This is a genomic window from uncultured Adlercreutzia sp. (genome assembly GCF_958431955.1).
Taxonomy (GTDB): domain Bacteria; phylum Actinomycetota; class Coriobacteriia; order Coriobacteriales; family Eggerthellaceae; genus Adlercreutzia.
The window spans coordinates 1-22,715 of sequence record NZ_CAUASN010000026.1; the positions used below are offsets into that span (position 1 = coordinate 1).

20 protein-coding genes and 1 riboswitch are annotated in these 22,715 nt (G+C 67.9%); of the genes, 9 read left to right on the plus strand and 11 right to left on the minus strand.

Annotated elements, in window-relative coordinates:
- A partial coding sequence (locus Q5064_RS08260; RefSeq protein ID WP_302963775.1) for an aldehyde ferredoxin oxidoreductase N-terminal domain-containing protein occupies positions 1 to 1,552 on the minus strand: 1,552 nt, incomplete at its 3' end.
- Between the two features lie 301 nt (positions 1,553 to 1,853).
- On the opposite strand from Q5064_RS08260, the gene Q5064_RS08265 reads away from it, so the two are divergent.
- Genes Q5064_RS08265 through nrfD form a run of 4 tightly spaced genes read left to right on the plus strand, consistent with a single transcriptional unit; the run spans position 1,854 to position 6,260 of the window.
- Positions 1,854 to 2,597: a ferredoxin-like protein gene (locus Q5064_RS08265; RefSeq protein ID WP_302963776.1), complete on the plus strand. Its 744-nt coding sequence runs from the start codon at positions 1,854 to 1,856 to the stop codon at positions 2,595 to 2,597.
- A 53-nt stretch (positions 2,598 to 2,650) separates the two neighbouring features.
- Complete coding sequence (locus Q5064_RS08270; RefSeq protein ID WP_302963777.1) at positions 2,651 to 4,816, plus strand: molybdopterin-dependent oxidoreductase; 2,166 nt, start codon at positions 2,651 to 2,653, stop codon at positions 4,814 to 4,816.
- Positions 4,816 to 5,355, plus strand: a complete 540-nt coding sequence (locus Q5064_RS08275) for a 4Fe-4S dicluster domain-containing protein (RefSeq protein WP_302963836.1) — start codon at positions 4,816 to 4,818, stop codon at positions 5,353 to 5,355. The genes Q5064_RS08270 and Q5064_RS08275 overlap by 1 nt, the downstream gene beginning before the upstream one ends.
- A 5-nt stretch (positions 5,356 to 5,360) precedes the next feature.
- Positions 5,361 to 6,260: an NrfD/PsrC family molybdoenzyme membrane anchor subunit gene (nrfD, locus tag Q5064_RS08280; RefSeq protein ID WP_302963779.1), complete on the plus strand. Its 900-nt coding sequence runs from the start codon at positions 5,361 to 5,363 to the stop codon at positions 6,258 to 6,260.
- A 154-nt stretch (positions 6,261 to 6,414) separates the two neighbouring features.
- Here the strand turns inward: nrfD and Q5064_RS08285 are convergent, their stop codons facing one another.
- Positions 6,415 to 7,230 carry a M15 family metallopeptidase gene (locus Q5064_RS08285; RefSeq protein ID WP_368389102.1) on the minus strand — a complete coding sequence of 272 codons (816 nt, stop codon included), beginning with the start codon at positions 7,228 to 7,230 and terminating at the stop codon, positions 6,415 to 6,417.
- Positions 7,231 to 7,411: 181 nt separating this feature from the next.
- Positions 7,412 to 7,930, minus strand: coding sequence for a pyridoxamine 5'-phosphate oxidase family protein (locus Q5064_RS08290; protein WP_302963781.1), 519 nt, complete (start codon positions 7,928 to 7,930; stop codon positions 7,412 to 7,414).
- 129 nt (positions 7,931 to 8,059) lie between these two features.
- On the opposite strand from Q5064_RS08290, the gene Q5064_RS08295 reads away from it, so the two are divergent.
- Positions 8,060 to 8,587 carry a very short patch repair endonuclease gene (locus tag Q5064_RS08295; protein ID WP_302963784.1) on the plus strand — a complete coding sequence of 176 codons (528 nt, stop codon included), beginning with the start codon at positions 8,060 to 8,062 and terminating at the stop codon, positions 8,585 to 8,587.
- Between the two features lie 6 nt (positions 8,588 to 8,593).
- On the opposite strand, the gene pdxT is transcribed toward Q5064_RS08295, so the two are convergent.
- Together pdxT and pdxS are read right to left on the minus strand one after the other, a co-directional pair.
- On the minus strand, positions 8,594 to 9,310 hold the full coding sequence (gene pdxT / locus Q5064_RS08300) for a pyridoxal 5'-phosphate synthase glutaminase subunit PdxT (RefSeq protein ID WP_302963786.1): 717 nt from the start codon (positions 9,308 to 9,310) through the stop codon (positions 8,594 to 8,596).
- Position 9,311: 1 nt separating this feature from the next.
- Positions 9,312 to 10,211 carry a pyridoxal 5'-phosphate synthase lyase subunit PdxS gene (gene pdxS / locus Q5064_RS08305; RefSeq protein ID WP_302963788.1) on the minus strand — a complete coding sequence of 300 codons (900 nt, stop codon included), beginning with the start codon at positions 10,209 to 10,211 and terminating at the stop codon, positions 9,312 to 9,314.
- Positions 10,212 to 10,383: 172 nt separating this feature from the next.
- On the opposite strand from pdxS, the gene Q5064_RS08310 reads away from it, so the two are divergent.
- Positions 10,384 to 11,898, plus strand: a complete 1,515-nt coding sequence (locus tag Q5064_RS08310) for a PLP-dependent aminotransferase family protein (RefSeq protein WP_302963790.1) — start codon at positions 10,384 to 10,386, stop codon at positions 11,896 to 11,898.
- Here the strand turns inward: Q5064_RS08310 and Q5064_RS08315 are convergent.
- From Q5064_RS08315 to thiM, 3 genes are all read right to left on the minus strand, one after another.
- The gene (locus tag Q5064_RS08315) at positions 11,888 to 12,670 is read right to left on the minus strand and encodes an ATP-binding protein (RefSeq protein WP_302963793.1); all 783 of its coding nucleotides are present in this window, start codon (positions 12,668 to 12,670) and stop codon (positions 11,888 to 11,890) included. The genes Q5064_RS08310 and Q5064_RS08315 overlap by 11 nt on opposite strands.
- Before the next feature lie 124 nt (positions 12,671 to 12,794).
- The gene (locus tag Q5064_RS08320) at positions 12,795 to 13,094 is read right to left on the minus strand and encodes an MTH1187 family thiamine-binding protein (RefSeq protein ID WP_302963796.1); all 300 of its coding nucleotides are present in this window, start codon (positions 13,092 to 13,094) and stop codon (positions 12,795 to 12,797) included.
- A 37-nt stretch (positions 13,095 to 13,131) separates the two neighbouring features.
- Positions 13,132 to 13,977 carry a hydroxyethylthiazole kinase gene (thiM, locus tag Q5064_RS08325; protein WP_302963798.1) on the minus strand — a complete coding sequence of 282 codons (846 nt, stop codon included), beginning with the start codon at positions 13,975 to 13,977 and terminating at the stop codon, positions 13,132 to 13,134.
- Positions 13,978 to 14,027: 50 nt separating this feature from the next.
- Positions 14,028 to 14,152: riboswitch (TPP riboswitch) on the minus strand.
- Positions 14,153 to 14,200: 48 nt separating this feature from the next.
- Here thiM and mnmA point away from each other — a divergent pair.
- The gene (mnmA, locus tag Q5064_RS08330; RefSeq protein ID WP_302963800.1) at positions 14,201 to 15,355 is read left to right on the plus strand and encodes a tRNA 2-thiouridine(34) synthase MnmA; all 1,155 of its coding nucleotides are present in this window, start codon (positions 14,201 to 14,203) and stop codon (positions 15,353 to 15,355) included.
- Here mnmA and Q5064_RS08335 read toward each other — a convergent pair.
- Positions 15,352 to 17,007 carry a PAS domain-containing hybrid sensor histidine kinase/response regulator gene (locus Q5064_RS08335; RefSeq protein WP_302963801.1) on the minus strand — a complete coding sequence of 552 codons (1,656 nt, stop codon included), beginning with the start codon at positions 17,005 to 17,007 and terminating at the stop codon, positions 15,352 to 15,354. The genes mnmA and Q5064_RS08335 overlap by 4 nt on opposite strands.
- Positions 17,008 to 17,196: 189 nt before the next feature.
- Complete coding sequence (locus tag Q5064_RS08340) at positions 17,197 to 18,816, minus strand: FAD-binding protein (protein ID WP_302963802.1); 1,620 nt, start codon at positions 18,814 to 18,816, stop codon at positions 17,197 to 17,199.
- Between the two features lie 278 nt (positions 18,817 to 19,094).
- On the opposite strand from Q5064_RS08340, the gene Q5064_RS08345 reads away from it, so the two are divergent.
- Positions 19,095 to 20,576: a LuxR C-terminal-related transcriptional regulator gene (locus tag Q5064_RS08345; RefSeq protein ID WP_302963803.1), complete on the plus strand. Its 1,482-nt coding sequence runs from the start codon at positions 19,095 to 19,097 to the stop codon at positions 20,574 to 20,576.
- 49 nt (positions 20,577 to 20,625) lie between these two features.
- Here the strand turns inward: Q5064_RS08345 and Q5064_RS08350 are convergent, their stop codons facing one another.
- On the minus strand, positions 20,626 to 21,558 hold the full coding sequence (locus Q5064_RS08350) for a LysR family transcriptional regulator (RefSeq protein WP_302963805.1): 933 nt from the start codon (positions 21,556 to 21,558) through the stop codon (positions 20,626 to 20,628).
- A 216-nt stretch (positions 21,559 to 21,774) separates the two neighbouring features.
- Between Q5064_RS08350 and cysK the strand changes: the two genes are divergently transcribed.
- The gene (cysK, locus tag Q5064_RS08355; protein WP_302963806.1) at positions 21,775 to 22,707 is read left to right on the plus strand and encodes a cysteine synthase A; all 933 of its coding nucleotides are present in this window, start codon (positions 21,775 to 21,777) and stop codon (positions 22,705 to 22,707) included.
- The last annotated feature ends 8 nt before the right edge of the window (positions 22,708 to 22,715 follow it).

Genomic DNA, 22,715 nt, shown 5'->3' on the forward strand with positions numbered 1-22,715 from the left:
GCAAGCCGCAGCCCTGGAAGTTCACAGCGGAGTGGATCATGTCGTCGCGGTTGAAGATCATGTTGTAGAGCAGGCCCACCTGGCCGAAGCACTCATGGGCATGGTGCACCGGCCAGCCGCGCGGGTTGATGATGCAGGAGGCCACGGTGTCGTTCCACACGGCGTCGTCCCAGCGGTCGGTCCACACGAGCGGGCCGTAGCCCACGTAGGCGAGCTCGGAGTCGTTCTGGGCGATCTTGGTCAGCAGCTCGGCCATGATGGAGGGGTCGTTGTTCTGGAACTTCGTCCAGTCGAAGGCGGCGTACTCCTCGGCCGGCAGCACCCGCTCGAACACGCCGGCGGCGTAGCAGTGGGCGATGTCGCGGTAGATCTGGCCGTAGTTGCACCACAGGCCCAGGTCGTCCATCACCGAGCCGGTCACCTGGTCCCACACGAGGGCGTCCTCGCTGGCGGCTTTCACCGGGGTCTTGTCGCCCAGGATGCCGATCATGTAGTTGGTGAAGGGGAAGTTCGGCACGCAGGTGTTGCCGGTGATCTCGTAGCCGCCGTTGGCCGCGGAGGCGGGCACGCGCATGTCGGAGTAGCAGTGGATGGGGCAGCTGTGGCAGCCGTCCATCTTGATGGTGTACTTCTCGGCCTCGGGGCCCTCGTCCTTGAAGGACTTCATGCAGCGGTAGCCCACGGTGTTGATCTCGCCGGGCTTCGGCTCGCCGGTCTCGATGGGGCCGCCCTCGGCCAGGGCCCAGGTGAGGCCCTTCTGGGCTGTCCAGCGGCTGCCCTTGTCGAAGTACTCGGCCCATTCCTGCTGGGTGGAGGGAACGACATGGTTGTTGTTCGATCCTACGATCTCGCGCAGCATGTAGTCGGACAGGTCGGCCACGGCCTGCGGGTCGGCCACGTAGATGGGCTGGGTGCCGCGCACCACGAGCGCCTTCAGCTTCTTCGAGCCGAGCACCGAGGCGGTGCCGGCGCCGGCGGAGTGGTTGCGGGAGTTGATGATGCAGGCGTAGGGCAGCAGGTTCTCGCCGGCGGGCCCGATGGTGGCCACGCAGAAGTCGGTGCCCTCCTTGCGGCAGAGCGCCTCGGTGGTGGCGCGGGTGCCCATGCCCCACACCTTGTCGGCGGGCTTGATCTCCACATCGTCGTCGTCGATCTTCAGATACACCGGTTCGTCGGAGGCACCCTCGATGATGATGGCATCGTAGCCGGCCTTCTTGATGGCGGCGCCGATCATGCCGCCGGTGTGGGCATCGACGACCTGATGGTCTTTGGTGTAGGTGGAAAGGGAGGCGATGGTGGTGCGGCCGGCCAGGGGCACGCCGGTGGCCGTCAGCGGGCCGACGGCGAAGACCACCTTGTTCTCCGGGGAGAGCGGGTCGGTGCCGGGGGCCACCTCGTCGTACATGATCTTGTTGGCGATGCCCATGCCTCCCAGATACTCTTTATAAGGGTCGGTCGGGGTCACCGAGACGGTTCCGTCGGTCAGGTTGACGCGGAGGATCTTGCCGGTCCAGCCATAGGACTTGCCGGGATCCAGTTTTGAATCAGCCATGATGAAGCTCCAAATCTCTTCGTGTACTCGTGTTGCGTGGTATCAGTCGGCGATCTGGAGTAATCGTCGCTGACCAGTATATATATGAGCGGGCAGGTTTCCTTCCCCTCAATGAGGGGATAGTTTTCAACGGAAGCGTGACGGCGCGGCGACGGGCGGTCAAGCGGAAGTCAAACATTCGGTAATCCCCCTCAAAGAGGGTACACAGACCCTTCATTCATGACTATGATGCCCTTCGTTGCGTGGCGTCGCGATCTTGAGTTCTCTCTGAGACAAGCATTAGTTACAAGGGGGAGTTCAAATGTCAGACACCCAGAAAAACGAAACCGTGGCCACCGAGCAGCCTCCCGCTGCGGCCACCCCTGCTGCCGAGAGCGCCGGTGCCATGCCGGCCGATAAGAAGCAGCCCTTCTTCACCCGACGCACCGTGCTGGCCATGACCGGCTGCGGCGTTGCCGGCCTCGTGGTCGGCGGCGTGCTCGCCTCGTGGGGCGTGACGACCCAGTCCATCGCCTCCGGCCGCATCGAGCTGCGCACCACTCCTGCGAAAATGATCGTCACCGATCGCGCTCGCTGCTCCGGCTGCCAGCGCTGCGAGATGATGTGCACTCTGAAGAACGACGGCGCCGCCCAGCAGTCCATCGCCCGCGTTCGCGTGTGGGACAACTACAACTTCGGCTCCGGCGTGGACACCAACGACGGCATCTACGGCAACTGCCAGTTCACCGTGCAGTCCTGCAAGCAGTGCGCCGACCCGCAGTGCGCGAAGTACTGCCCGGTGCATGCCATCTCCGCCGACGAGGAGACCGGCGCGCGCGTGGTGGACGAGGAGGTGTGCATCGGCTGCGGCATGTGCTCGGCGGCTTGCCCGTGGGGCATGCCCCAGGTGAACAGCCAGACCGGTACCTCCACCAAGTGCATATCCTGCGGCCGCTGCGCCGAGCAGTGCCCCAACGGTGCCATCAAGTTCATCGATTGGGAGGACATCGCGCAGAAGGCCATCGACGAGGGCGTGGTTTCCACGACCACCATTGTGGAAGCGTAAGAGCGCACCCGCTCCGCTTTCGTTTTATCGCCTTCGATTGAGAGGATAGAGCAATGACTCAGCCAATAACCAGGCGGACCTTCGTGGCCGCCAGCGCTGCGGGAGCCGCCTTGGCGGCATCCGGCGCGGCGCTGACGGGTTGCGCGTCCAGCCCTGCGGTTGACAAGGCCTACGCGGCCGAAGCGGTCAACACGCAGTGCACCGCCTGTCCCAACCAGTGCGGCTATGCCGCCTACACCGTCGATGGCTCCATCGACAAAGTCGTGGGGAACGCGGTCGACCCCCACGCGGCGGGCACCCTGTGCGCCCGCGGCTACGGCATGGCGACGGCTGCCGCATCCGCCGATCGCATCGAGAACCCCCTGCGCCGCACCGACAGCGGCAGCTTCGAGGCCATCCCGTGGGACGAGGCTCTTGCCGAGATCGGTCAGAAGCTCGCCGAGATAAAGGCGGGCAAGGGCGGCGAGGCTCTGGCCGCCATCACCGACGGCACGTCCACGGCCGACCGGTACACGACCCGGCTCTTGAGCGCGCTCGGCAGCCCGAACGCTTACGTGAACGCCACGACCGCCTCGGCCTCGGTGGCCTCCGGCTTGGCCCAGGCCACCGGCTTCACATCCTACGAGGTGGATTACGCCCAGGCGAAGATGGTCGTCATCCTGGGCGCGAGCACCGTGGAGATCCCCGATCCCGGCACGGTGGCGGCCCTCGAGGCGGCCCGCGCCGCCGGCGCCCGCATCGTCATGGTGGACTCCCGCATGCCCGCCGCGGCGAGCTTGGCCAGCGAGTGGCTGCCCGTGCGCGCCGGCACCGATCTGGCGCTCGTGCTGGCCTTGGCCCGCTGCATCATCGAGCGCGGCGCCGATGCCGAGGCCTCGGGCTCGATGAGCGGCCTCGACGAGTGGAAGAGCGCCCTTGAGGAGTACACCCCCGCTTGGGCGGCCTCGGTGTGCGGCATCGGCGCCGATGTCATCGAGGGCCTGGCGGGAGACTTGGCCAAGGCGGCCCCGGCGGCTTGCATCGACCTGTCGTGGATGGCGCTGTTCGGCGGCTCCTACGGCAATACTGGCGAGCTGGCCCGCGCCGTGGCCCTGACCAACACGCTCCTCGGCTGCTGGAACGTTCCCGGCGGCGCCTACCTGGCGGCTCCGGTGGCGGCCTGGGATGCCGTCTCGACGGCGCCTTTGGCCGTGGAGGCCGTCGATGTGACAGCCGAGAGCTATCCTTTGGCCGTGGGCGGCTCTCCCGCCTACGCGCTGCGGCTCGCCCACGAGGGCGCCATCGCGGGGTTGATCCTGGTGGACGCCAACGTGGTCGCGGAATACCCCGACCCGGCCTACGTGAAGGAGGCCGTGGAGACGTGCCCCGTGTCGGTGGCCGTCACGCCCGAGATGACCGAGACGGCCCGCTGCTGCCGCTACGTGCTGCCCGAGAAGGTGTGGTCGGAAAGCGACCAGCTGCCTACGGTGACCGGCGCCGTCCATCCGGTGCTCAACCTGTCCTCGCAGGTGATCGAGCCGGTGGTGCCCGAGGCCCGCTCCGTGGCGGAGATCGCGAGCGGCCTGGCCCAGGCCGCCGACGTGGCCGATGCCTTCAACTTCGACGTGGCCGCGGCGGCCGCCGAGATGTGCGAGGCGTGCGGCTGCACCTACGAGGGCGCCTCCGCGGTCGGCACCACCTCGCTTGAGCCCCTCGCGGCCGAGGCCATCGTGTGGCCCACGGCCTCCGGTACGGTGGAATGCGCGAGCGCCGCATGCGAGGCGGCCGGCTACACCGCCACCCCCACCTGGGTGGAGCCCACGGTGACCCCCGATGCCCTCGGCTACGGCTACTACCGTCTGACCACGGGCAACCAGGCCGTCCAGGCCGCCACCAAGACGGCCAACGCGGCGCCTTTGGCCGCCATCGCCGAGCAGTACGAGCTGGACTCCCTGTGGATGAACGCCCAGGCGGCCGCCGAGGCCGGCATTGTCGAGGGCGACAAGGTGATTATCGAGAACGAGTACGCCTCCGCCCCGGTGCGGGTGCACGTGACCGAGCTCATCGAGCCGGCGGCCGTGTACCTGGCGAGCCATTACGGCGTGGAGGATGACGAGCAAACTCAGGCCGACGGGCTGGGCGTGCGCCAGGCGCGTTTCGCCACCTTCGGGCTTGAGCCGGGCTATGGCGCACCGCTTCTGCAGGAGACCATGGTGACGGTCGGAAAGGCTGGTGCATGATGACACGCTACGGAATGCTCATCGACACGACCAAGTGCGTCGGCTGCTACGCCTGCCGCACGGCGTGCCAGAGGCAGAACAACCTGGAGCCCGACGAGGACTTCATCCGCTACGAGCGGGCCGAGACGGGAACCTACCCGAACGTGCGCGTTGAGACGGTGCCGTTGCAGTGCATGCACTGCGAGGACGCGCCCTGCGCGAGCGTGTGCCCGACGGGCGCGGCCCATGTGGGCGCCGACGGCATCGTGTCGGTGGACCAGGGCCGCTGCATCGGCTGCTTGTACTGCATGAGCGCCTGCCCCTACCAGGTGCGCGTGCGCAACTCCAAGACCGGGGCCGTGGACAAGTGCCGCTTCTGCGCGGTGCAGACGGAAAACGGCGGCGCCACCTGCACCTGCGTGGACGCCTGCCCGACCCATGCCCGCATCTTCGGCGACTTGGACGATCCCGATTCCGAGGTGGCCCGCGCCATCGTCGAGAAGCACGCCAAGCCCATCGCCGGTGACCTGACCCGCGCCAAAGTCTATTACGTGAGGTGATTGAGATGACCTACGAACCTATTTGGGGAGCCATCATCGCATGGTATCTCTTCCTCGCCGGCTTGGGCGGCGGCGCCTTCGTGACGGCGGTGTTCATCCGATTCCGCCATCCCGACTGCACGCGCCTCATGCGCATCGGCCGCATCATCGCCCCGGCGGTGGTTATCATCGGATTGTGCCTGCTCATGTTCGACGCGGCTGCTGGCTTTGCGCACCCCCTGCGCTTCGCGCTGCTGCTGACCAACTTCGGGTCGGTCATGACCTGGGGCGTGGTGTTCTTGGCGGTGTTCGTGGTGGTGGCCCTCGTGGTGCTCGTGCTCGACCTTCTGAAGAAGGACGTGCCCGAGTGGCTCGACATCATCGGCATGGTCATGGGCCTGTGCGTGGCCGTCTACACCGGCTGCCTGCTCGGCGTGTGCCAGGGCTTCCCGCTGTGGAACACCGCTCTTCTGCCCATCCTGTTCCTCGTGTCGGCCGTCTCCACCGGCATGGCGGCCGTCCTTCTCGCCGGCGCGTTTGCCGCCCCGGCCGAGTTCAACGAGGTGGTGACGCTGAAGAAGTTCCACTTCTGGCTGCCGGTAGTGGAGCTGGTGCTCGTGGCCGCGCTCCTGTTCGTGACCTCGGCCAACCCGAGCCCGGCCGGCTGGGAGAGCGTGGCCGCCCTCGTCATGGGCAACTGGGCCGCCTGCTTCTGGCTGCTGTTCATCGTGATCGGCCTCGTGCTGCCCACGGTGCTGGAATGCTGGATGCTGTGGATCGCCAGCCACGAGCTGGAGTGCTCGCGCACCGGCCAGATGGTGAGCGCCCTGTCGGATGCGGGCGTGCTCATCGGCGGCTTCGTGCTGCGCCTCATGATCGTGTCGGCAGCGCTGCCCATCACCATCGTTCAGCCCTGGATGCTGTAGAAGCCTCGGCCGGCGATCTCTCGCCGGCCGTCCGGCCTCGGATGCAGGGCAGGGGCGCCGTGCTCAAACAGTCCTCGCTCGACGGAACAGCCCACGGGCTGTTCCGCTCGCTGCGGAACTCCGCGCGGACCCCTGCCCCGCATCCGGGGCCTGCTTATGCGATGGTGTAAGTTTCAGCGAGCCATTCTTCGAAGCAGAGGCCGCTGGCGGCGATGTCGCCGGCGGCCTCTTTGCCGACGTAGCGGTAGTGCCAGGGCTCGTAGCCGATGCCCGTGACGTCGCTCTTGTCGGTGGGGTAGCGCAGGATGAAGCCGTATTCGGCGCAGTGCTCGATGAGCCACTTCTGGGTGGCGGTGTTCTCCTGATCCTCGTCGAGCTCCTGGTAGCCGGCGTCGGCCAGGTCCACGGCCAGGGCGGCCTCGTGCTCGCTCGTACCGGGGCGCGCCACCCAGAAGGAGGCCGCCTCTTCGGCCTCGGCGCCCTCCAGGCCCTCCTCTCGCTCGGCGCGGCGCACGCGGGCCTCGAAGAGCTTCCGCTGGTAGCTGGCGGTGCGAAAGGCCGAGCACACCACGGGACGCACGCCAGCCGCATCGGCTGCGGCGACGAGGGCGGAAAGGTCGTCCAGCGCCCGGACGTCGATGGTCTGGCCGCCGGTACCCGGGATCTCGGCGCGCTCCGGCGCCTCGAACCCGTCGGGGAGGGGGTGGCTGGCGTTCACGAGCCGCAGGTTCCAGGGCAGCTCGTCGACGCTCATCGGAGCCGGGGGCGCGTCTTCGCCGGGATCGTCCGCGGCCTCGGGGGCGGCGAGGGCCTCGTCGCCATCGGTTATGAGGCCTGGGAGGGAGGCGCCCCCGTCGTGGGGAGAGCCGTGGGCCGCGATGTCGGTGCCGGCCACGAGCACGACGGCGGCCGCGCCGCCGGCCAGGGCGGCGAACTCGCGGCGCGTGAGGCATCGGGGGATCTTCCCCATGGCGACCTCCTTTCCCGTTCCGTCCGTTCGATGGGGCCATCATAGCGCGGAACGCGGCCGCTGGCGCCCGTCAACCGAGGGAAAGACGCAAGCCTTACGGGAATGTAAGCACCGTGCAACAGCGCGGCCGGCCTGGGCGTCTGCCCGCCCCTCGTCGACCGGGGGCCTTCTCGGCGCAGGGCTACCGCACGCGCTCGCGCAGAAGCTCCAGGCCCTCCTTGCCGGTGATGTGCTCCACGTCGATGGCGATGACGCAGGTGCGGTGCAGGGTGCTCGCGATCTCCTTGTCCACGAGGTTGTCGAGACCGGGAGCGTACTTCTCGCCGAGGGCCACGAGGCCGAGGCACTTCTCGTCCTCGTCCTCCACCAGCCGGGCCGTGCCGAAGGCCATGACGGAGCGGAAGCGGTCGGTGAGTTTCTCGGGCACCGGCTCGCTTTGGTCCACCACGGTCAGGCACACGCGCGAATTCTCGGCCAGGGCGTCCAGCTTGTGGCCGACCATGGCGCAGTGGGCGTAGATAAAGCCGCCGGACGGCTCGCCCTCTTCCGCGGGGCGCAGGTACGCAAAGCTTAGGGGCACGGCGTAGGGCACGCCGTCGGTGCCGCTCGTTCCCAGCACGCCGAAGGAGGCCGTCTCCAGGATGGCGATGCACTCCTCGGCGGGCAGCAGCTGCTTTGAGCGGCGCATCTTCGGAATCATGGGTTCTCCTCTCGCTCAACCATAGTGGGGACATAGTAGCACGTCGCAGCGGGTTTGCGGGAGCCTCCTTCATCGATTGCGAGCCACCCCGGCGCGGGCATGCGCGGCGGGGCGGGTATAATGGGCCCCATGGAAGCGAAGATAACAGTATCCTCCGAGCCGGGGCGCTACGATTTCGGCGTCGTGAGCACGGCCACGCGCAAGTCGATGCAGGGCAACAAGCGCCGCGACACCAAGCCCGAGATCATGGTGCGCCGCATGCTGCGCGAGATGGGCTTTCCCGGATACCGCTGTGATTGGAAGAAAGCCCCAGGTCGTCCCGATGTTGCCTTTGTGGGCCGCAGGAGGGCTATCTTCATTATGGGCTGTTTCTGGCACCGGTGCCCGGTGTGCAATCTGTCGGTTCCCAAGAAGAACGTGGACTACTGGGAGGCGAAGTTCGCCCGCAACCGCGAGCGCGACGAGCGCAACCTGGCCACACTTGAGGAAATGGGCTGGAAGGTGCTCGTGCTCTGGGAGCACCAGCTGAAGAAGAAGGAGCTTCCGGCCACCCGAAAGCTCCTCTACGAGTTCGTGCGTCGCGAGGACGATCCGCCCTATGAGGAGGCCTTTCCGGAGGAAGGCGCCGAGGAGGGCCCCGAGGAGGGCGGTGTCTGAGGCGCTTTACGCGGTGGGAGCGGCCGCCTTCACCAGGTCGAGGAACAGGTGGAAGAGCCGATCGTCGTCGTCCAGCTCCGGGTGGAACGCCGCTCCGATCTGGTTTCCCGACCGCACGGCCACCGGGTGCCCCTCGTAGGTGACGAGCGGTATCGCGCCCGCGCCGACCGCCTCGATGCGCGGCGCCCGGATGAAGGTGAGGGGCACCGGGTCGGCGGTCGTGGCGCCGGCGGCCGGCGGGTCGGCCGGAAGCGGATCGCCCGCGTCTGCCGGGCTGCTCGCAGGCGTGCTGCCCGCGAGCGCGCCCATGGCGTGGAAACTGCCGAGCTGGCGGCCGTAGGCGTTGCGGCGCACGGTGACGGGCAGGGTGCCAAAGCCCTCCACGGCCACGCGCGCCCGGGCGGTTTCCTCATCGAGGCCGGCAAGGTCGCCGGCGCCCTGGACGCTCTCGGCCAGCAAGATGAGCCCGGCGCAGGTGCCCAGCGTGGGGAGTCCCTCGGCGATGCGTTGGCGCAGCTCGTCGAACATGCCCAGATCGCGCAGGAGCTTGGCCTGCACGGTGGATTCCCCGCCGGGAAGCACGAGTCCCTGGAAGGGGCGCCGCAGATCGGCGGCCTGCCTCAGCTCGACGACCTCGCAGCCGAGGGTGCGCAGGCGCCGCTCGTGCTCCGCGAAGGCGCCCTGAACCGCGAGAACGGCGATGGTCGGTTTCGCGCCGGCCATGCTACTGCCCGCGCTCTTCCATGATGATCTGGATTTCCTGCTCGTTGATGCCCACCATGGCCTCGCCCAAATCCTCGGAGAGCGCGGCGAGCATCTCGGCATCCTCGTAGTTGGTGACCGCCTTCACGATGGCCGCGGCGCGGCGGGCGGGGTCGCCCGACTTGAAGATGCCGCTGCCCACGAACACGCCCTCGGCGCCGAGCTGCATCATGAGGGCCGCGTCAGCCGGGGTGGCGATGCCGCCGGCGGCGAAGTTCACCACGGGCAGCTTCCCCGCATCGTGCACCTCGCGCAGAAGGTCGAGCGGCACGCGCAGCTCCTTCGCGGCTTCGAACAGCTCGTCGTCGCGCAGGCTCTGGATGCGGCGGATTTCGGCGTTCATGCGGCGCATGTGGCGCACGGCCTGCACCACATCGCCCGTGCCCGGCTCGCCCTTGGTGCGGATCATCGTGGCGCCCTCGGCGATGCGGCGCAGCGCCTCGCCCAAGTCGCGGGCGCCGCAGACAAAGGGCACCGCGAAGGCGGTCTTGTCGATGTGGTAGGTGTCGTCGGCCGGCGAGAGCACTTCCGACTCGTCGATGTAGTCGATGGCGATGGCCTGGAGGATTTGGGCCTCGGCGAAGTGCCCGATGCGGCATTTCGCCATGACGGGGATGGACACGGCGGCCTGGATGCCCTTGATCATGGCCGGATCGCTCATGCGGGACACGCCCCCGGCGGCGCGGATGTCGGCGGGGATGCGCTCGAGGGCCATGACGGCGGCAGCTCCGGCGGCCTCGGCGATATGGGCCTGCTCGGGGGTGGTGACGTCCATGATGACGCCGCCTTTCAGCATCTGGGCCAGCTGGCGGTTGAGGGCGGTGCGCTCGGCGGCGCTCGGCTCGGGGGCATGGTCGGCCATGGGGGCCTCCTTCCGTTCGGAAATGAATATGATCGGCAGGGTAAGCGAAAGCTGGCCTGAGTGATATATTCAATTCATGAGGAAATGATAAGGTCAGATGCTCTCTCTCGGCCGCAATCGCGTGTGCGCATGCGGGCGCGGGGGAGCGGCAGGGGTATCCGAGGAGTTCCACATGCGCACCTATGTGCTGGACCGAGCGGCGAAGACGAGCCTGTACGAGCAGCTCTACCATGGCTTGCGCGCAGACATCGAGTCGGGGGCGCTCGCCGCCGGTGCGCGCCTGCCTTCCAAGCGGGCGCTCGCGGCTCACCTGGGGGTGAGCGTGGTCACCGTGGAAGGGGCCTACGATCAGCTTCTGTCCGAGGGCTATGTGGCCGCCCGACCGCGCAGCGGGTTCTTTGTGCAGGAAATGACGGCTCCTGTGGCACGGAATGCCGTTTTTGGTGCAACGAGCGCCGCAGGAGGGGCCCAAGCCGATGGTTTTTGCCTGCAAAAGAGCGCAAATGGGGCGGAGTGCTTTGCCGATTTCACGGGCGCGCGGGCTCCCGAGGGGTTGTTTCCCTATCAGGCTTGGGCGCGCACGCTGCGCCGCGTGCTGGCGGACGAGAGCGAGCGCACCGTGCTGGAGGCGGCGGCTTCCCAGGGGTCGCCGCGGCTGCGGCGGGCCATCGCCGACCATCTACGTGGCTTTCGGGGCATGGAGGCCCATCCCGACCAGATCGTCGTCGGCTCGGGCGCGCAGTCGCTCTACGGCCTGCTCGTTCAGCTGCTGGGCCGGAACCGGGTCTACGGCGTCGAGGATCCGGGGTATCCGCGGCTTGCGCGCATCTACCGCTCGAACGACGTGCAGGTTGCGGCGGTGCCCGTCGATGAGGCGGGACCTCTGCCTGCGGCCCTGGCGGCGACGGGGGTGGATGTGCTGCACTGCATGCCGTCCCATCAGTTTCCGCTGGGAACCACCACGCCGGTGGGGCGCCGCGGGGAACTGCTGGCGTGGACGCGGGGCGGTGAGCGGGCGTGGGGCGACGGGCGAGCGCGGAGCGACGGGCGGAATGGGGGAGGGGGCCGGTACCTTATTGAGGATGACTTCGACTGCGAGTTCCGCATGACCGGCCGTCCCGTTCCCCCGATGCAGGCCCTCGACCGGGAGGGGCGCGTGATTTACGCGAACACGTTTACCAAGACGCTCGGAGCGGCCTTTCGTATCGGATACGTGGTGCTGCCGTGGGAGCTGGCCGCACGATTCCGCGACCAGCTCGGCTTCTATACGTGCGCGGTGGGCGCGCTTGAGCAGCTGACCTTGGCGCGCTTCATGGAATCGGGTGACTATGAGCGCCACGTGAACCGACAGCGCGCCCACTTTCGCCGCGTGCAGAACGCTTTAGTGGAAGCGCTGGGCGCATCAAAGGCCGCCGATTGCCTGCAGCTGCGCAACGTGGGGGCGGGCCTTCACTTTCTCATGGAGGTGAGGGGCGTGTCCGCCACGGATGCGGCGGCGTGCGAGCGGGCTGTGGCCGAAGCGGCGGCGGTTCGGGGCGTGCGTCTGGCGCCGCTGTCCGGCTATCGCATGGAGGGCGCGGCCTCGGTGCCGGCCTTCGTCATGAGCTTCGCGTCGCTCGCGGAGGAGCGGGCGCCGGATGCGGTGGCTGCCATTGCGGCGGCGGTACGGGAGGTGCTCAGCCGATGACGTCGCCGGTGACGGAGAAGGTGACCACGGAGAAGGGGGTGTCCTTGCCCGCTCGGGCGTGGGCTTCGGCCGCCGCGCGCTCGAGGCCTCCGCAGCAGGGCACTTCCATGCGGGCTACCGTAATGGCGGTGATGTCGTTACCGGCGATGATGGCGGCGAGCTTGTCGGTGTAGCTGCCTTCGTCGAGCTTGGGGCAGCCGATGATGGTGACGTTGCCGTTCATGAAGCGCTCGTGGAAACTGGCGCAGGCGAAGGCCGTGCAGTCGGCGGCGATGAGTAGGCCGCGTCCCTGGTAGTAGGGGGCGTTCACGGGCACGAGCTTGATCTGGGCCGGCCACTGGGCGAGTCGGCTCGGCAGGGTATCGGCGGCCGGGGCGGGCGCGGCTGCGTCGGCCGCGGCCAGGGTGCGGGCCGCGCTGCCGGGGCAGCCGGTGGGCGCGAGCGTGCGGGCTGCGCTGCCGGGGCATCCGCCGCGGGGCGTGCGGGCGACGGCGGCATCGAGGATGTCCTCGGCCGACGTCTCGGCGGACGCGCGGGCGGCGAGATGCGCCTCTACGGCGGCCTCGTCGTAGGGCGCGGCCTCGCGCTCCACGAAGGTGATGGCCTCGGTGGGGCAGGCCGGCAGGCAGTCGCCGAGGCCGTCGCAGTAGTCGTCGCGCAAAAGGCGCGCCTTGCCGTCGACCATGCCGATGGCACCCTCGTGGCACGCGTCGACGCACAGGCGGCAGCCGATGCACTTCTCCTCGTCGATCTGGATAATCTTTCGCAGCATAGGGGGCCTTTCGCTTTACGTTCCGTTTTGGGAAGCATCATAGCGGGCCGAGGATAAAGCGCAAGGCCCTCCACGCAGTTGGCGCGAACTTGTGAAGTGCCGCGCCGGCCTGGCGGCACTGCGGCTAGTCGGCCAGCAGCTCCTCCACGGCCTCCACCTTGCGCGTGAGCGTGCCGGTGTGCCCCGGGCGGATGTCGGCCTTCAGGACGACCTCGGTGCGGATGCCCTGCTCGGCGAGTACCATGGTGGCATCGCGCACGACAGCCATCACCTCGTCCCAGGGGCCTTCGATCTCGGTGAACATGGAGGTGGTGCGGTGCGGCAGCCCCGAATCGCGGATGACGCGGACGGCCTCGGCCACGTAGGGGGCCAGCTCGTCGCCCGCTCCGAAGGGCGCGATGGCAACTGCAACGAGGGTGTTCATGGAAGTCCTTTCGGGTTGGGGCGATGCGGCGCGGTCTTTAGGCTTCCTCGAAGGCGAGGGGCGCGTCGGCGACACACTCGGGAGTGAGCGCGGCGAGCGCGTCGAGGAAGGCAACCTGGAAGCTGCCCGGGCCGTCGCTGCGCTCGGCCGCCTGGGCGCCGGCGAGGTTGTAGGCGGCTGTGGCGGTAAGGGCGGCGGTGAAGGGGTCGGCCACGCAGGCGTAGACGGCCGCCACGCCGCCGAGCGAGCAGCCCGAGCCGGTAACGGAGCACATGAGGGGGCTTCCGCCCTCGGCGCGCACGACGACATCGCCGTCGGTCACGAGGTCGACCGGGCCCGATACGGCCACGGCGCCGCCGGTGAAGCGGGCGAGCGCCACGGCGGCGGCGCGGGCGGCCTCCACCGAGTCGGTGGCATCCACGCCGCGCGGGCCGCGTCCGTCGGCGCCGGTCGTATCGAGACCCCACAGCTCGGCCACGGCGATGATCTCCGAGGCGTTGCCGCGCACGATGGCCGGCGCCCATGCCTTCACGGCGCGGATCAGCTCGGTGCGCAGGCTGCCGATGCCGACGCCCACCGGGTCGAGCACCCAGGGCTTGCCCGCTTCGGCGCAGGCCCGGGCCGTGCGCGGGACGGTCTCCTCGTACACGGGCAGAAGCGTGCCCAGGTTGATGTAGGTGGCGCCTCCCGCCCCCGCCACGCATTCGCCCTCGTCGGGCAGGTACACCATGGCGGCCGAGCCGCCCGAGGCCAGCTGCGCGTTGGCGACGAAGTTCTGGGTGACGGTGTTGGTGATGGAGGGCGCGAGCGGGTTTGCCGTGCGCACCTCGCGCACGGCGGCGGCCATGAGGCCGCGACGTTCGGCTTCGGTGATCCGGGTCATGGGACCGATCCTTTCCGGAAGCAAAAAAGGCGCCCGTATGCGGAGCGCCTTGTGCTGGTGGGCATGCTCCCTACGACAGTGTTAGCTGACAGGTTCGAAGGGTTGGGCGGCATCGCCCTCTCAACGGAAGGGCCCCGGCGCACCGTGGACATCTTCCGTACCCCTGCATGGGTGCCAGCATAGCCGATAGGCCCCGTGCTATGATGGCGCCATGGACGAACGGATGGAAAAGGCGCCCGCAAAGGCGCAGAGTGGGGCGCCCCTTCCCGGGGGCGCTTTGGGCGATGCCGGCGGGGACGCGCCGCCGACGGTGATGATGGCCATGAGCGGCGGGGTTGACTCGTCGGTAGCGGCCCTGCTTCTGAGCGAGGCCGGCTACGCGGTCACGGGCGCCACCATGAAGCTGTTCGGCGCCGATGTGGTGGAGCCGGATTGCGACTCGTCGTGCTGCTCGGCCGACGACGTGGAAGACGCCCGGGCTGTATGCCGGCGCCTCGGCGTACCGCATTACACCTTCAACTTCGGCGATCTGTTCGGCGAGGCGGTCATCGACCGGTTCTGCGCCGCCTACCTCGGCGGCACCACTCCCAACCCCTGCATCGACTGCAACCGCTTCCTGAAGTTCGACGCCCTGCAGCGTCGCCGCCGCGAGCTGGGGCTTGGCTTCGTGGCCACGGGCCACTACGCGCGCCGCGCCTGGGATGGGCGGGCCGGCCGCTGGCAGCTTCTGCGGGCGCGGGATGCGGCGAAGGACCAGAGCTACGTGCTGTACCATCTCACCCAGGACGCGCTCGCCCACATGCTCTTCCCCCTGGGCGATCTGACCAAGCCCGAGGTGCGCGAGCTCGCCCGCGCCCGCGGTTTCGCGACGGCTGAGAAGCCCGAGAGCCAGGACATCTGCTTCGTGCCCGACGGCGACTACGCTGCCTTCGTCGAGCGGCGCTGCGGGCGTGCGGCAGCCTTTGAGCCGGGGGAGATCGTCGATTGCGCGGGGAAGGTGCTCGGCGAGCATGCCGGGCTCGTCCACTACACGGTGGGCCAGCGCAAGGGCATCGGCGTGGCGGCGCCCGAGCCGCTCTACGTGTTCGCGAAGGACGCAAAGGCCAACCGGCTCGTGGTGGGTACCGCCGCCGAGGTGCAGGTGGGGGAAGTGGCGGCCCGCGATGTGAACCTCATCGCCGTGGAGCGCATCGAAGCGCCGCGCGCGGTGACCGTGAAGACCCACTACCGCCAGCGCCCCGTGGCGGCCACGGTGGAGCAGACAGGCGACGACGAGCTGCGTGTGGTGTTCGACGAGCCCCAGCGGGCCGCCGCACCCGGGCAGGCCGTGGTCATCTACGACGGTGACGCGGTGGTGGGCGGCGGCACCATCTGCTAGCCGATGACGGTGGCGATGAGGCGCTCGAGCCGGTGGATGTCGAGGGGCTTGGCCAAATGCGCGTCCATGCCGCTTTCCAGGGAGCGCTTCCGATCCTCCGAGAAGGCGTTCGCGCTCACCGCGATGATGGGCACCGTGGAGCGCAGCGGGTCGGGCAGCGCGCGGATGGCCCGGGCGGCCGCGTAGCCGTCCATCACGGGCATCTGGATGTCCATGAGCACCAAATCGAAAGCCGACGGGTCGGCCTCGCTCAGCCGGTCGACGGCCACCTGCCCGTTTTCCGCCACCTCCACGGTGTAGCCGGCGTCTTCCAGAAGACAGCAGGCGATCTCACTGTTCAGCTCGTTGTCCTCCACGAGCAGGATGCGCCGTACCTCGCCGGTGCGCGCGCTGCGGCCGAAGGCCTCGTCTGCGCCGTCGGTGCGGGCCACGCGCAAGGTGAGCGTGACGGTGAACACCGAGCCTTCGCCCGGCGCGCTTTCCACGGCAAGGTCGCCCTGCATGAGGTCGAGGATATTCCGCACGATGGTCAGCCCGAGGCCGGTGCCCTGTACGCCGGAGGCCGTCGTGTTGCTCTCGCGCTCGAAGGGCAGGCACATGCGGTCGGTGAAGGCCGCGTCCATGCCGATGCCCTCGTCGGCCACGGTAATGCGGAAGGTGGAGAAGCCGCCGGCGCCCCCAGGCTCCTCGCTGGCGGTAACGCGCACGGTGGTATCGGCCGGCGAGTACTTCACGGCGTTGTCGACCAGCTGGGACAGCAGGTGCGTCAGGCGCACCACGTCGGTTTCCACGTGGTCGTGCACAATGCCGGACACGTCGGCCTCAAGGGCGATGCCGTGGCGCTCGGCGGCCTCGGCGAAGTCGCGGCGCACCTGCTCGACGGCGGCGGAAAGCGAGCACTCGGCCATTACCAGCTGCACGTGGCCCGCCTCCATGCGGCTGATCTCCAGCGTCTCGTTTACCACGTCGAGCAGCTGATGCGAGGCATCGAGCACGCGCTCGGTGTAGGCGCGCACGCGGTCGGTCTCGTCCAGGTGCGCGCGGATGAGCTCGGCGTAGCCCACCACGGCGTTCAGCGGCGTGCGGATGTCGTGGCTCATGTTCGAGAGGAAGGCGTTCTTCGCCACGTTGGCGGCTTCGGCCTGGGAGAGCGCCCCGCGCAGCATGCTGCGGTGCTCCGCCTCGCGCACGTGGGCCTCGGCCAGCTCGGCGCTCACGGAGGCCAGCTCCTCCTGGTGGCGCTCGTGCTTCTCGGTGCCGTCGTTGATGAACACGTAGAAGAAGGGCCCGGCCTCGGTTTCCACGTAGTGGCCGTAGTCCTCGATCCAGCGCACGGCCCCGTCGGCGCGCACGATGCGGTACTCCACGTAGTCCATGTCGAACTGGTCGGCTGCGATCTGGCTGGCGATGGAGTCCTCCACCCGCTCGATGTCGTCGGGGTGCACCATGCCGGGGAAGGTAAAGCCGGTGAGCCGCTTGAAGGCGGCGAGGTCCTCGCAGCCGAAGATGCGGCAGCAGGCCTCGTTGGCGTAGATGAGGTCCTCGTCGGCATCGGCGCGGTAGACGAAGAAGCCGCCGGGCATGTGGGAGAGCACGCCCTCGATGCCCAGTGCGGCGAGGGCGGAGGCGGTATCGGCCGGCTCTGGGGCCATGGGAAGTTCCTTTACGACGAAACGGGCATTGGCCCTATTCTACTACGGTCCTTGTTGCACAGCCGTCAAATTATTCGCCATCTGCGGAAAGAGTCGCCCAGCCCCCGGCGCGGTCGGGAGGGGGCGGAGAACGGGACAGGGCCGCCCGGGAGGAGGGGCGGCCCTGTCAGGGGAGGGTGCGGGGAGAGGTTACTTGCCCGCCACGGCGCGGCCGACGACGTAGCCCTGGGTGTGGCAGCGGCCGAGGGACAGGCCGGGCACCGTCATGGGGTAGTCGGGGCTTCCGAAGAAGTTGCCGGCGCAGTTGCCGATGGCGTACAGGCCCTCGATGGGCTCGCCCTCGCCATTGAGCACCTGCATGTCGGCGTTTACGTTCACGCCATGGATGATAGTGGAAAGGCCGATGTGGCGATGGATGCCGTAGAACGGCGGCTGCTTGATGGCCTTCAGGAACTGGGCGGGCTTGCCCATGTCCTCGTCGATGCCGCTCTCGGCCAACTCGTTGTAGCGCTCGACGGTCGCGACGAAGGTCGGCACGTCGGTCAGCCCCAGCTTCTCGCCGAGCTCTTCCAGGGTATCGGCGGAGAAGGTGTTGATGAGGCTCTCGTAGACGCCGGTCTTCTCGCCCTCGACCTCGGGCATGTAGCTGGCCATGGCCTCCGGCGGCAGGGCCACGCCCGGCCAGCCCTCGGTGTCGGCCATGTAGTTGCTGTCGAAGATCTGGGAGTACCAGCCCTGATCGGCCTCGCTGCGCAGGAAGTTGCCCATGACGGCCATCTCGCAGGCCGCCTCGTTGCAGAAGCGCGTGCCGTCGTTCTTCACGGCGAGGAAGGGCATGTCGGCCATGGAGCCCGGGCCGGCATCGAAGTCGTGCTGCACCTTGGAGCCGCAGGCGTCCTCCATCTGCGCGCCGGCCCAGACCATCATCTTCTGGCCGTCGCCGGTCTTGTTCTGCTCCTTGCGGTAGATGTTGGCCATGGCGGGCTCGTAGTAGGCCATCATCTCGTCGTCGTTCTCGTAGTCGCCCGTGGCCACGATGACGCCCTTGGCGGCGTTGAACTGGATGTAGCCGTCGGCACCCTCGGCGATGACGCCGGTGACGGCGCCGGACTCATCTTGCACGAGCTGGGCGGCCGGGGTGGAGTAGAAGATCTCGACGCCCTGCTGCTCGGCCCAGTCGGCAATGTCGCGCATGCCGTTGCCGGTGTTGTAGGGCTTCGGTCCGAAGTCGAAGGCGAAGTAGGACACGTCGTAGCCGTTGACGTTCTGGATGGCGCCGGTCCACTTGGCGGTGGAGTCCACCATCTGCGCGCCGGCTTTCTCGCCGATGCCCCACAGCCACTTCAGGGCCTCGCCGGAGTTGTAGGCCCACAGGCGCACCTGCTCGCGATCGGACAGGTGGCAGCAATCGGCGTTGATGAGCGAGACCACGGCCTCCACGCCGCCGGGGGCCGTCTCCTCGACGATGATGGAGTCGCACGTGTTGCCCTGGGAGACCGCCGTGGCCTCCTTCTGCAGCAGGGCCACCTTCGCCCCCGCCTCGAAGGCGGAGATGGCGGCGGGGACGCCGGCGGCGCCGGCGCCGATGACGACGACGTCGTAATCTTTCGTCTCGGCAATGTCGGTGATGGGCTCGGGCTTCACGAAGAACGCCGGGGTTCCATCGGCTGCCGCAGCGCTCTCGACCGCGCCGCCGGTGGCGGCAGTGGGCTGCTGGGGCGAGCAGGCGCCCAGCATGCTGGCACCCGCCACGCCGGCGGCTGCCACACCGCCGAACTTGAACAGGTCTCGACGAGAAATGGTGGTCATAGTTTCCCTCCTATTGAATAGACCGCTGCGCCTCGTCGTCTTGCGAAGCGCTGGCCTTACCCTAGCGCGATGGAGCCGCGCTGCCATCGTCCATGGCTTGATTGGGGGGCGTAAAAAACGTAACCCCCTCTCTGATCAGGACTATAACCCCTTGGTATAACCCCTTATTTTTCCAATTATGAGCAAAAGTGTCCGCGATGAGGGAGGGCCGGCGCACCTCTTCTCCTATAATCGGGAGGACAGTTGGGGGATTCCCGATAAGGGAGGGAGGTCGTTCAGTGAAGGCGGAGCGCGAGTCGGTCGCGGCCGGAGATGCCGCGGCGGCCGGGCGAGAAGACGAGGGCGCCCGGCGGCACGGTCGGCGCGTGCCATGGTCGGCGCTGTGCGTGCCCGCGGCCTTCTTGGGGCTGGGGGTCTACCGCGCCTGGATCGAGATCGTCTTCGTGGGGTCCTTTGCGGGCTTTCCGGCTTCGAGCTTGCCGGTGCGCGATCTGTTCGACTGGACGATGGTGGCCACGGCCCTCGGCTGCACGTTGCTGGCGCGCCATATCGGCCCTTTCTTCAACAAGCGGTGCGTGTTCGCGTTAAGCGCGGCGGCTCTTACCGCATCCACCGTGCTGATGTTCGCCTCCTGCTGGTACGCCGATGCGGCTTCGATTTTGGGCACGCCCTCGGCGCTGCTCGGCGGTTTTGGCATCGCGCTCGCCATTCTTGTGTGGAGCGAGTTGTACAGCTGCCTGAACCCGCTGCGCGTGGCCCTGTACTACTCCGCCTCCATCGTCGTTGGCGCCCTGGTGTTGTATGTGTACCGCGGTTTCATGCTGCCGTGGCTGTTCGCCATGACGGCGCTTTTGCCGGCGTCGTCCTTACTGATGGCGCGTCGGGCGTTCGCGAGTCTGCCTGCGGGCGAACTGCCCTCCACGTCATGGAGCCGCTTTTCGGTGCCGTGGAAGGCCGTTCTCTTCATGGCGGCCTACGCCTTTGGCTACGGCCTGCTGGAGGGCGGCATGTATCAGGGTCCCTTCGGCCCCCATTCCGCACCCGGGGCCGTGGTGGTGGCGCTCCTTGTCTACTTCGGCGTGGCCATGCGCGGCGGCCGCTTCGACTTCAGCCTCATCTACCGGTTTGCCCTGCCGCTTGTGGTAGTGGCTCTCACCATCGTGCCGCTGTTCGGCTACGTGCAGGGACAGGCCGCCAACTTCTGCATGAGCGGGGCCTACACGGCCCAGTCGATCATCATTATGCTCATCATGGCGAATATCTGCTACCGCTTCGGCGTGTCGGCGATTTGGTTGTTCGGCATCGAGCGCGGCGTGCGCCAGGTGGTCATGTGGCTCGGGCGCATGACGGCCGATGCGGTGGAGAGCCAGGAGGTGCTGGGATCGATGGGGGATATGGCTGTGGCGCTGCTGGCCCTGGTGGCCGTGGTGGCGGCGACGACCATTCTGCTGTCGGAGCACGATCTTACCAGCCGATGGGGCGCGAACTTCCTCTCGGGCGGCACCGATTCTGCGGCTCTGGCCCGCAAGCAGGAGCTGACCGAGCGCTGCGCCGAGATAGCGCGGCGCTACAAACTCTCGGCGCGGGAGGAGGAAGTGCTCCTCCTTTTGGCCCAGCACAAGACCGTGGGCATCATCGAGCGGGAGCTCGTCATCGCCAACGGCACGGCGAAGGCCCATGTGCGCCATATCTACCAGAAGCTCGACATCCACACGCGCCAGGAGCTGTTTGATCTGCTCGATATGGAGCCGCGGGACTAAGATCCCCTGCCGACTCTGAGGCGGATGGACAGGGGCGCCCGGGAGGAGGCTACAGGGCTGCCAGGCCGATCTGGTAGCCTTCCACGAACAGGCTCAGCTTCTCGATGTAGCGCTGGGCCAGATCGGACAGCTGGCGCTCGTTGTGGACGATGTAGCCCACGCGCATAAGCTCCTTGGTGGCCAGGGGAACGCTGGCAATGCCCGTGTACATTTCGCTGGATAGCACGCCGGTGGAGATGGTGTAGCCGTCGTGGTGGGCGAGCAGGTTCGAGAGCGTGCCGCGGTCGCTGACCGAGATGCGCTTGTCGTGGGGCAGCTCAGCGAAGGGCTCTTCCGCGTAGAAGAACGAGTTCGCGTTGCCCTGCTCGAAGGCGTAGCGGGGGTACGGGTTCAAATCGTCCAGGGTGACCTCGGCGCGGTCGGCCAAAGGGTGCGTGTCGCTCACGAAGATGTGCGGCTGGGCCGAGAACAGTAGGTTGAACGAGAGGTTGGCATCTTCCAGGGCATGGCCGATGACGCTCTCGTTGAACGACGAGAGGTACAGCACGCCCAGATCGCTGCGGAAGTCGCGCACGTCCTCGATGACCTCGGAGGTGCGGGTCTCGCGCAGGCTGAAGTTGTACGCGGAGCCCTCGTACTCCTCGGAAAGCTCCAGAAACGCCTCCACGACGAAGGCGTAGTGCTGCGAGGTGATGGCGAGCCGCTGGGCCTGGGCGCCGTCGCTTCCGCGGCCGGAATAGCGCTGGGCCATGAGGTCGGCCTGCTCCACCACCTGGCGCGCGTAGCCCAAAAGCTCCACGCCGTCGCTTGTGAGCGTGATGCCGCGGTTGCTGCGCTCGAAGATGGTGACGCCCGTCTCGCGCTCGATGTCGCGCACGGCCACCGACAGGCTCGACTGCGACACGTACAGGGTATGGGCCGCGGCGGAAATGGAGCCGTGGTTGGCGATGGCGATGAGGTAGCGCAGCTGCTGCAGGGTCATGGCATTGCTCCGTGGTTCTCGGGGTCGCTCGTAAAAGTCTAGTAACTTTCTAGGAATTATATACCGCCGGCAGGAAAGCGGCCTGGTGAAATTCTAAGCGGCGGTGCCCGTTTCGCGGCTTTCGCCATCGAAAACTGCTATGACGCCCTCGGTTGACGGGGCCTTGTTGACAGGTAGGATGGGGCCATTATCCAAGTTGCGAGAGAGGAATCTCATATGAACGTGCACAAGAGCGTAGCGGAGCTGATCGGTCACACCCCCTTGGTGGAGCTGACCCACTACGAGGCGGCCCACGAGCTGCCGGCCACGCTGATCGGCAAGGTGGAAGCGTTCAACCCGGGCGGCTCGGTGAAGGATCGCATCGCCCAGGCCATGATCGACGACGCCGTGGCCGCCGGGCTCATCGACGACGACACGGTGCTCATAGAGCCCACCTCGGGCAACACCGGCATCGGTCTGGCGGCCCTTGCGGCGGCCCGGGGCAACCGCATCATCATCACCATGCCCGAGACCATGTCGGTGGAGCGGCGCAACCTCATGCGCGCCTACGGGGCCGAGCTGGTGCTCACCGAGGGCGCCAAGGGCATGAAGGGCGCCATCGCGAAGGCCGACGAGCTGGCCGCCGAGATTCCCAACTCGTTCATTCCCTCGCAGTTCACCAACCCGGCGAACCCGGCCGTGCACGAGCGCACCACCGGCCCCGAGATCTGGGAGGACACCGACGGCAAGGTGGACATCCTCGTGGCCGGCGTGGGCACGGGCGGCACCATCTCGGGCACCGGGGCCTACCTGAAGGCGCAGAACCCGGCCATTCAGGTGATAGCGGTGGAGCCGGCCGGGTCGCCGGTGCTGTCCGAGGGCCGCGCGGGCACCCACAAGATCCAGGGTATCGGCGCCGGGTTTGTGCCCGAGACGCTGAACACCGACATCTACGACGAGGTGATAACCATCGCCGACGAGGAGGCCTTCGCCGCCGGCCGCGAGCTGGCCGCCCACGATGGCCTGTTGGTGGGCATCTCCTCGGGCGCCGCGGTAGCTGCCGCCGCCAAGGTGGCCGCCCGCCCCGAGAACGCCGGCAAGAACATCGTGGTCATCCTGCCCGATACCGGCGAGCGCTACCTGTCCACCGCCATGTTCGACTTCGAGTAAGCGCAGCG

What these genes read in the sequence shown, in the direction of transcription:
- Q5064_RS08265 (WP_302963776.1), top strand. Translation starts at nt 1,854, where the DNA reads ATGTCAGACACCCAGAAAAACGAAACCGTGGCCACCGAGCAGCCTCCC.
- Q5064_RS08270 (WP_302963777.1), top strand. Translation starts at nt 2,651, where the DNA reads ATGACTCAGCCAATAACCAGGCGGACCTTCGTGGCCGCCAGCGCTGCG.
- Q5064_RS08275 (WP_302963836.1), top strand. Translation starts at nt 4,816, where the DNA reads ATGACACGCTACGGAATGCTCATCGACACGACCAAGTGCGTCGGCTGC.
- nrfD (WP_302963779.1), top strand. Translation starts at nt 5,361, where the DNA reads ATGACCTACGAACCTATTTGGGGAGCCATCATCGCATGGTATCTCTTC.
- Q5064_RS08285 (WP_368389102.1), bottom strand. Translation starts at nt 7,230, where the DNA reads ATGGGGAAGATCCCCCGATGCCTCACGCGCCGCGAGTTCGCCGCCCTG.
- Q5064_RS08290 (WP_302963781.1), bottom strand. Translation starts at nt 7,930, where the DNA reads ATGATTCCGAAGATGCGCCGCTCAAAGCAGCTGCTGCCCGCCGAGGAG.
- Q5064_RS08295 (WP_302963784.1), top strand. Translation starts at nt 8,060, where the DNA reads ATGGAAGCGAAGATAACAGTATCCTCCGAGCCGGGGCGCTACGATTTC.
- pdxT (WP_302963786.1), bottom strand. Translation starts at nt 9,310, where the DNA reads ATGGCCGGCGCGAAACCGACCATCGCCGTTCTCGCGGTTCAGGGCGCC.
- pdxS (WP_302963788.1), bottom strand. Translation starts at nt 10,211, where the DNA reads ATGGCCGACCATGCCCCCGAGCCGAGCGCCGCCGAGCGCACCGCCCTC.
- Q5064_RS08310 (WP_302963790.1), top strand. Translation starts at nt 10,384, where the DNA reads ATGCGCACCTATGTGCTGGACCGAGCGGCGAAGACGAGCCTGTACGAG.
- Q5064_RS08315 (WP_302963793.1), bottom strand. Translation starts at nt 12,670, where the DNA reads ATGCTGCGAAAGATTATCCAGATCGACGAGGAGAAGTGCATCGGCTGC.
- Q5064_RS08320 (WP_302963796.1), bottom strand. Translation starts at nt 13,094, where the DNA reads ATGAACACCCTCGTTGCAGTTGCCATCGCGCCCTTCGGAGCGGGCGAC.
- thiM (WP_302963798.1), bottom strand. Translation starts at nt 13,977, where the DNA reads ATGACCCGGATCACCGAAGCCGAACGTCGCGGCCTCATGGCCGCCGCC.
- mnmA (WP_302963800.1), top strand. Translation starts at nt 14,201, where the DNA reads ATGGAAAAGGCGCCCGCAAAGGCGCAGAGTGGGGCGCCCCTTCCCGGG.
- Q5064_RS08335 (WP_302963801.1), bottom strand. Translation starts at nt 17,007, where the DNA reads ATGGCCCCAGAGCCGGCCGATACCGCCTCCGCCCTCGCCGCACTGGGC.
- Q5064_RS08340 (WP_302963802.1), bottom strand. Translation starts at nt 18,816, where the DNA reads ATGACCACCATTTCTCGTCGAGACCTGTTCAAGTTCGGCGGTGTGGCA.
- Q5064_RS08350 (WP_302963805.1), bottom strand. Translation starts at nt 21,558, where the DNA reads ATGACCCTGCAGCAGCTGCGCTACCTCATCGCCATCGCCAACCACGGC.
- cysK (WP_302963806.1), top strand. Translation starts at nt 21,775, where the DNA reads ATGAACGTGCACAAGAGCGTAGCGGAGCTGATCGGTCACACCCCCTTG.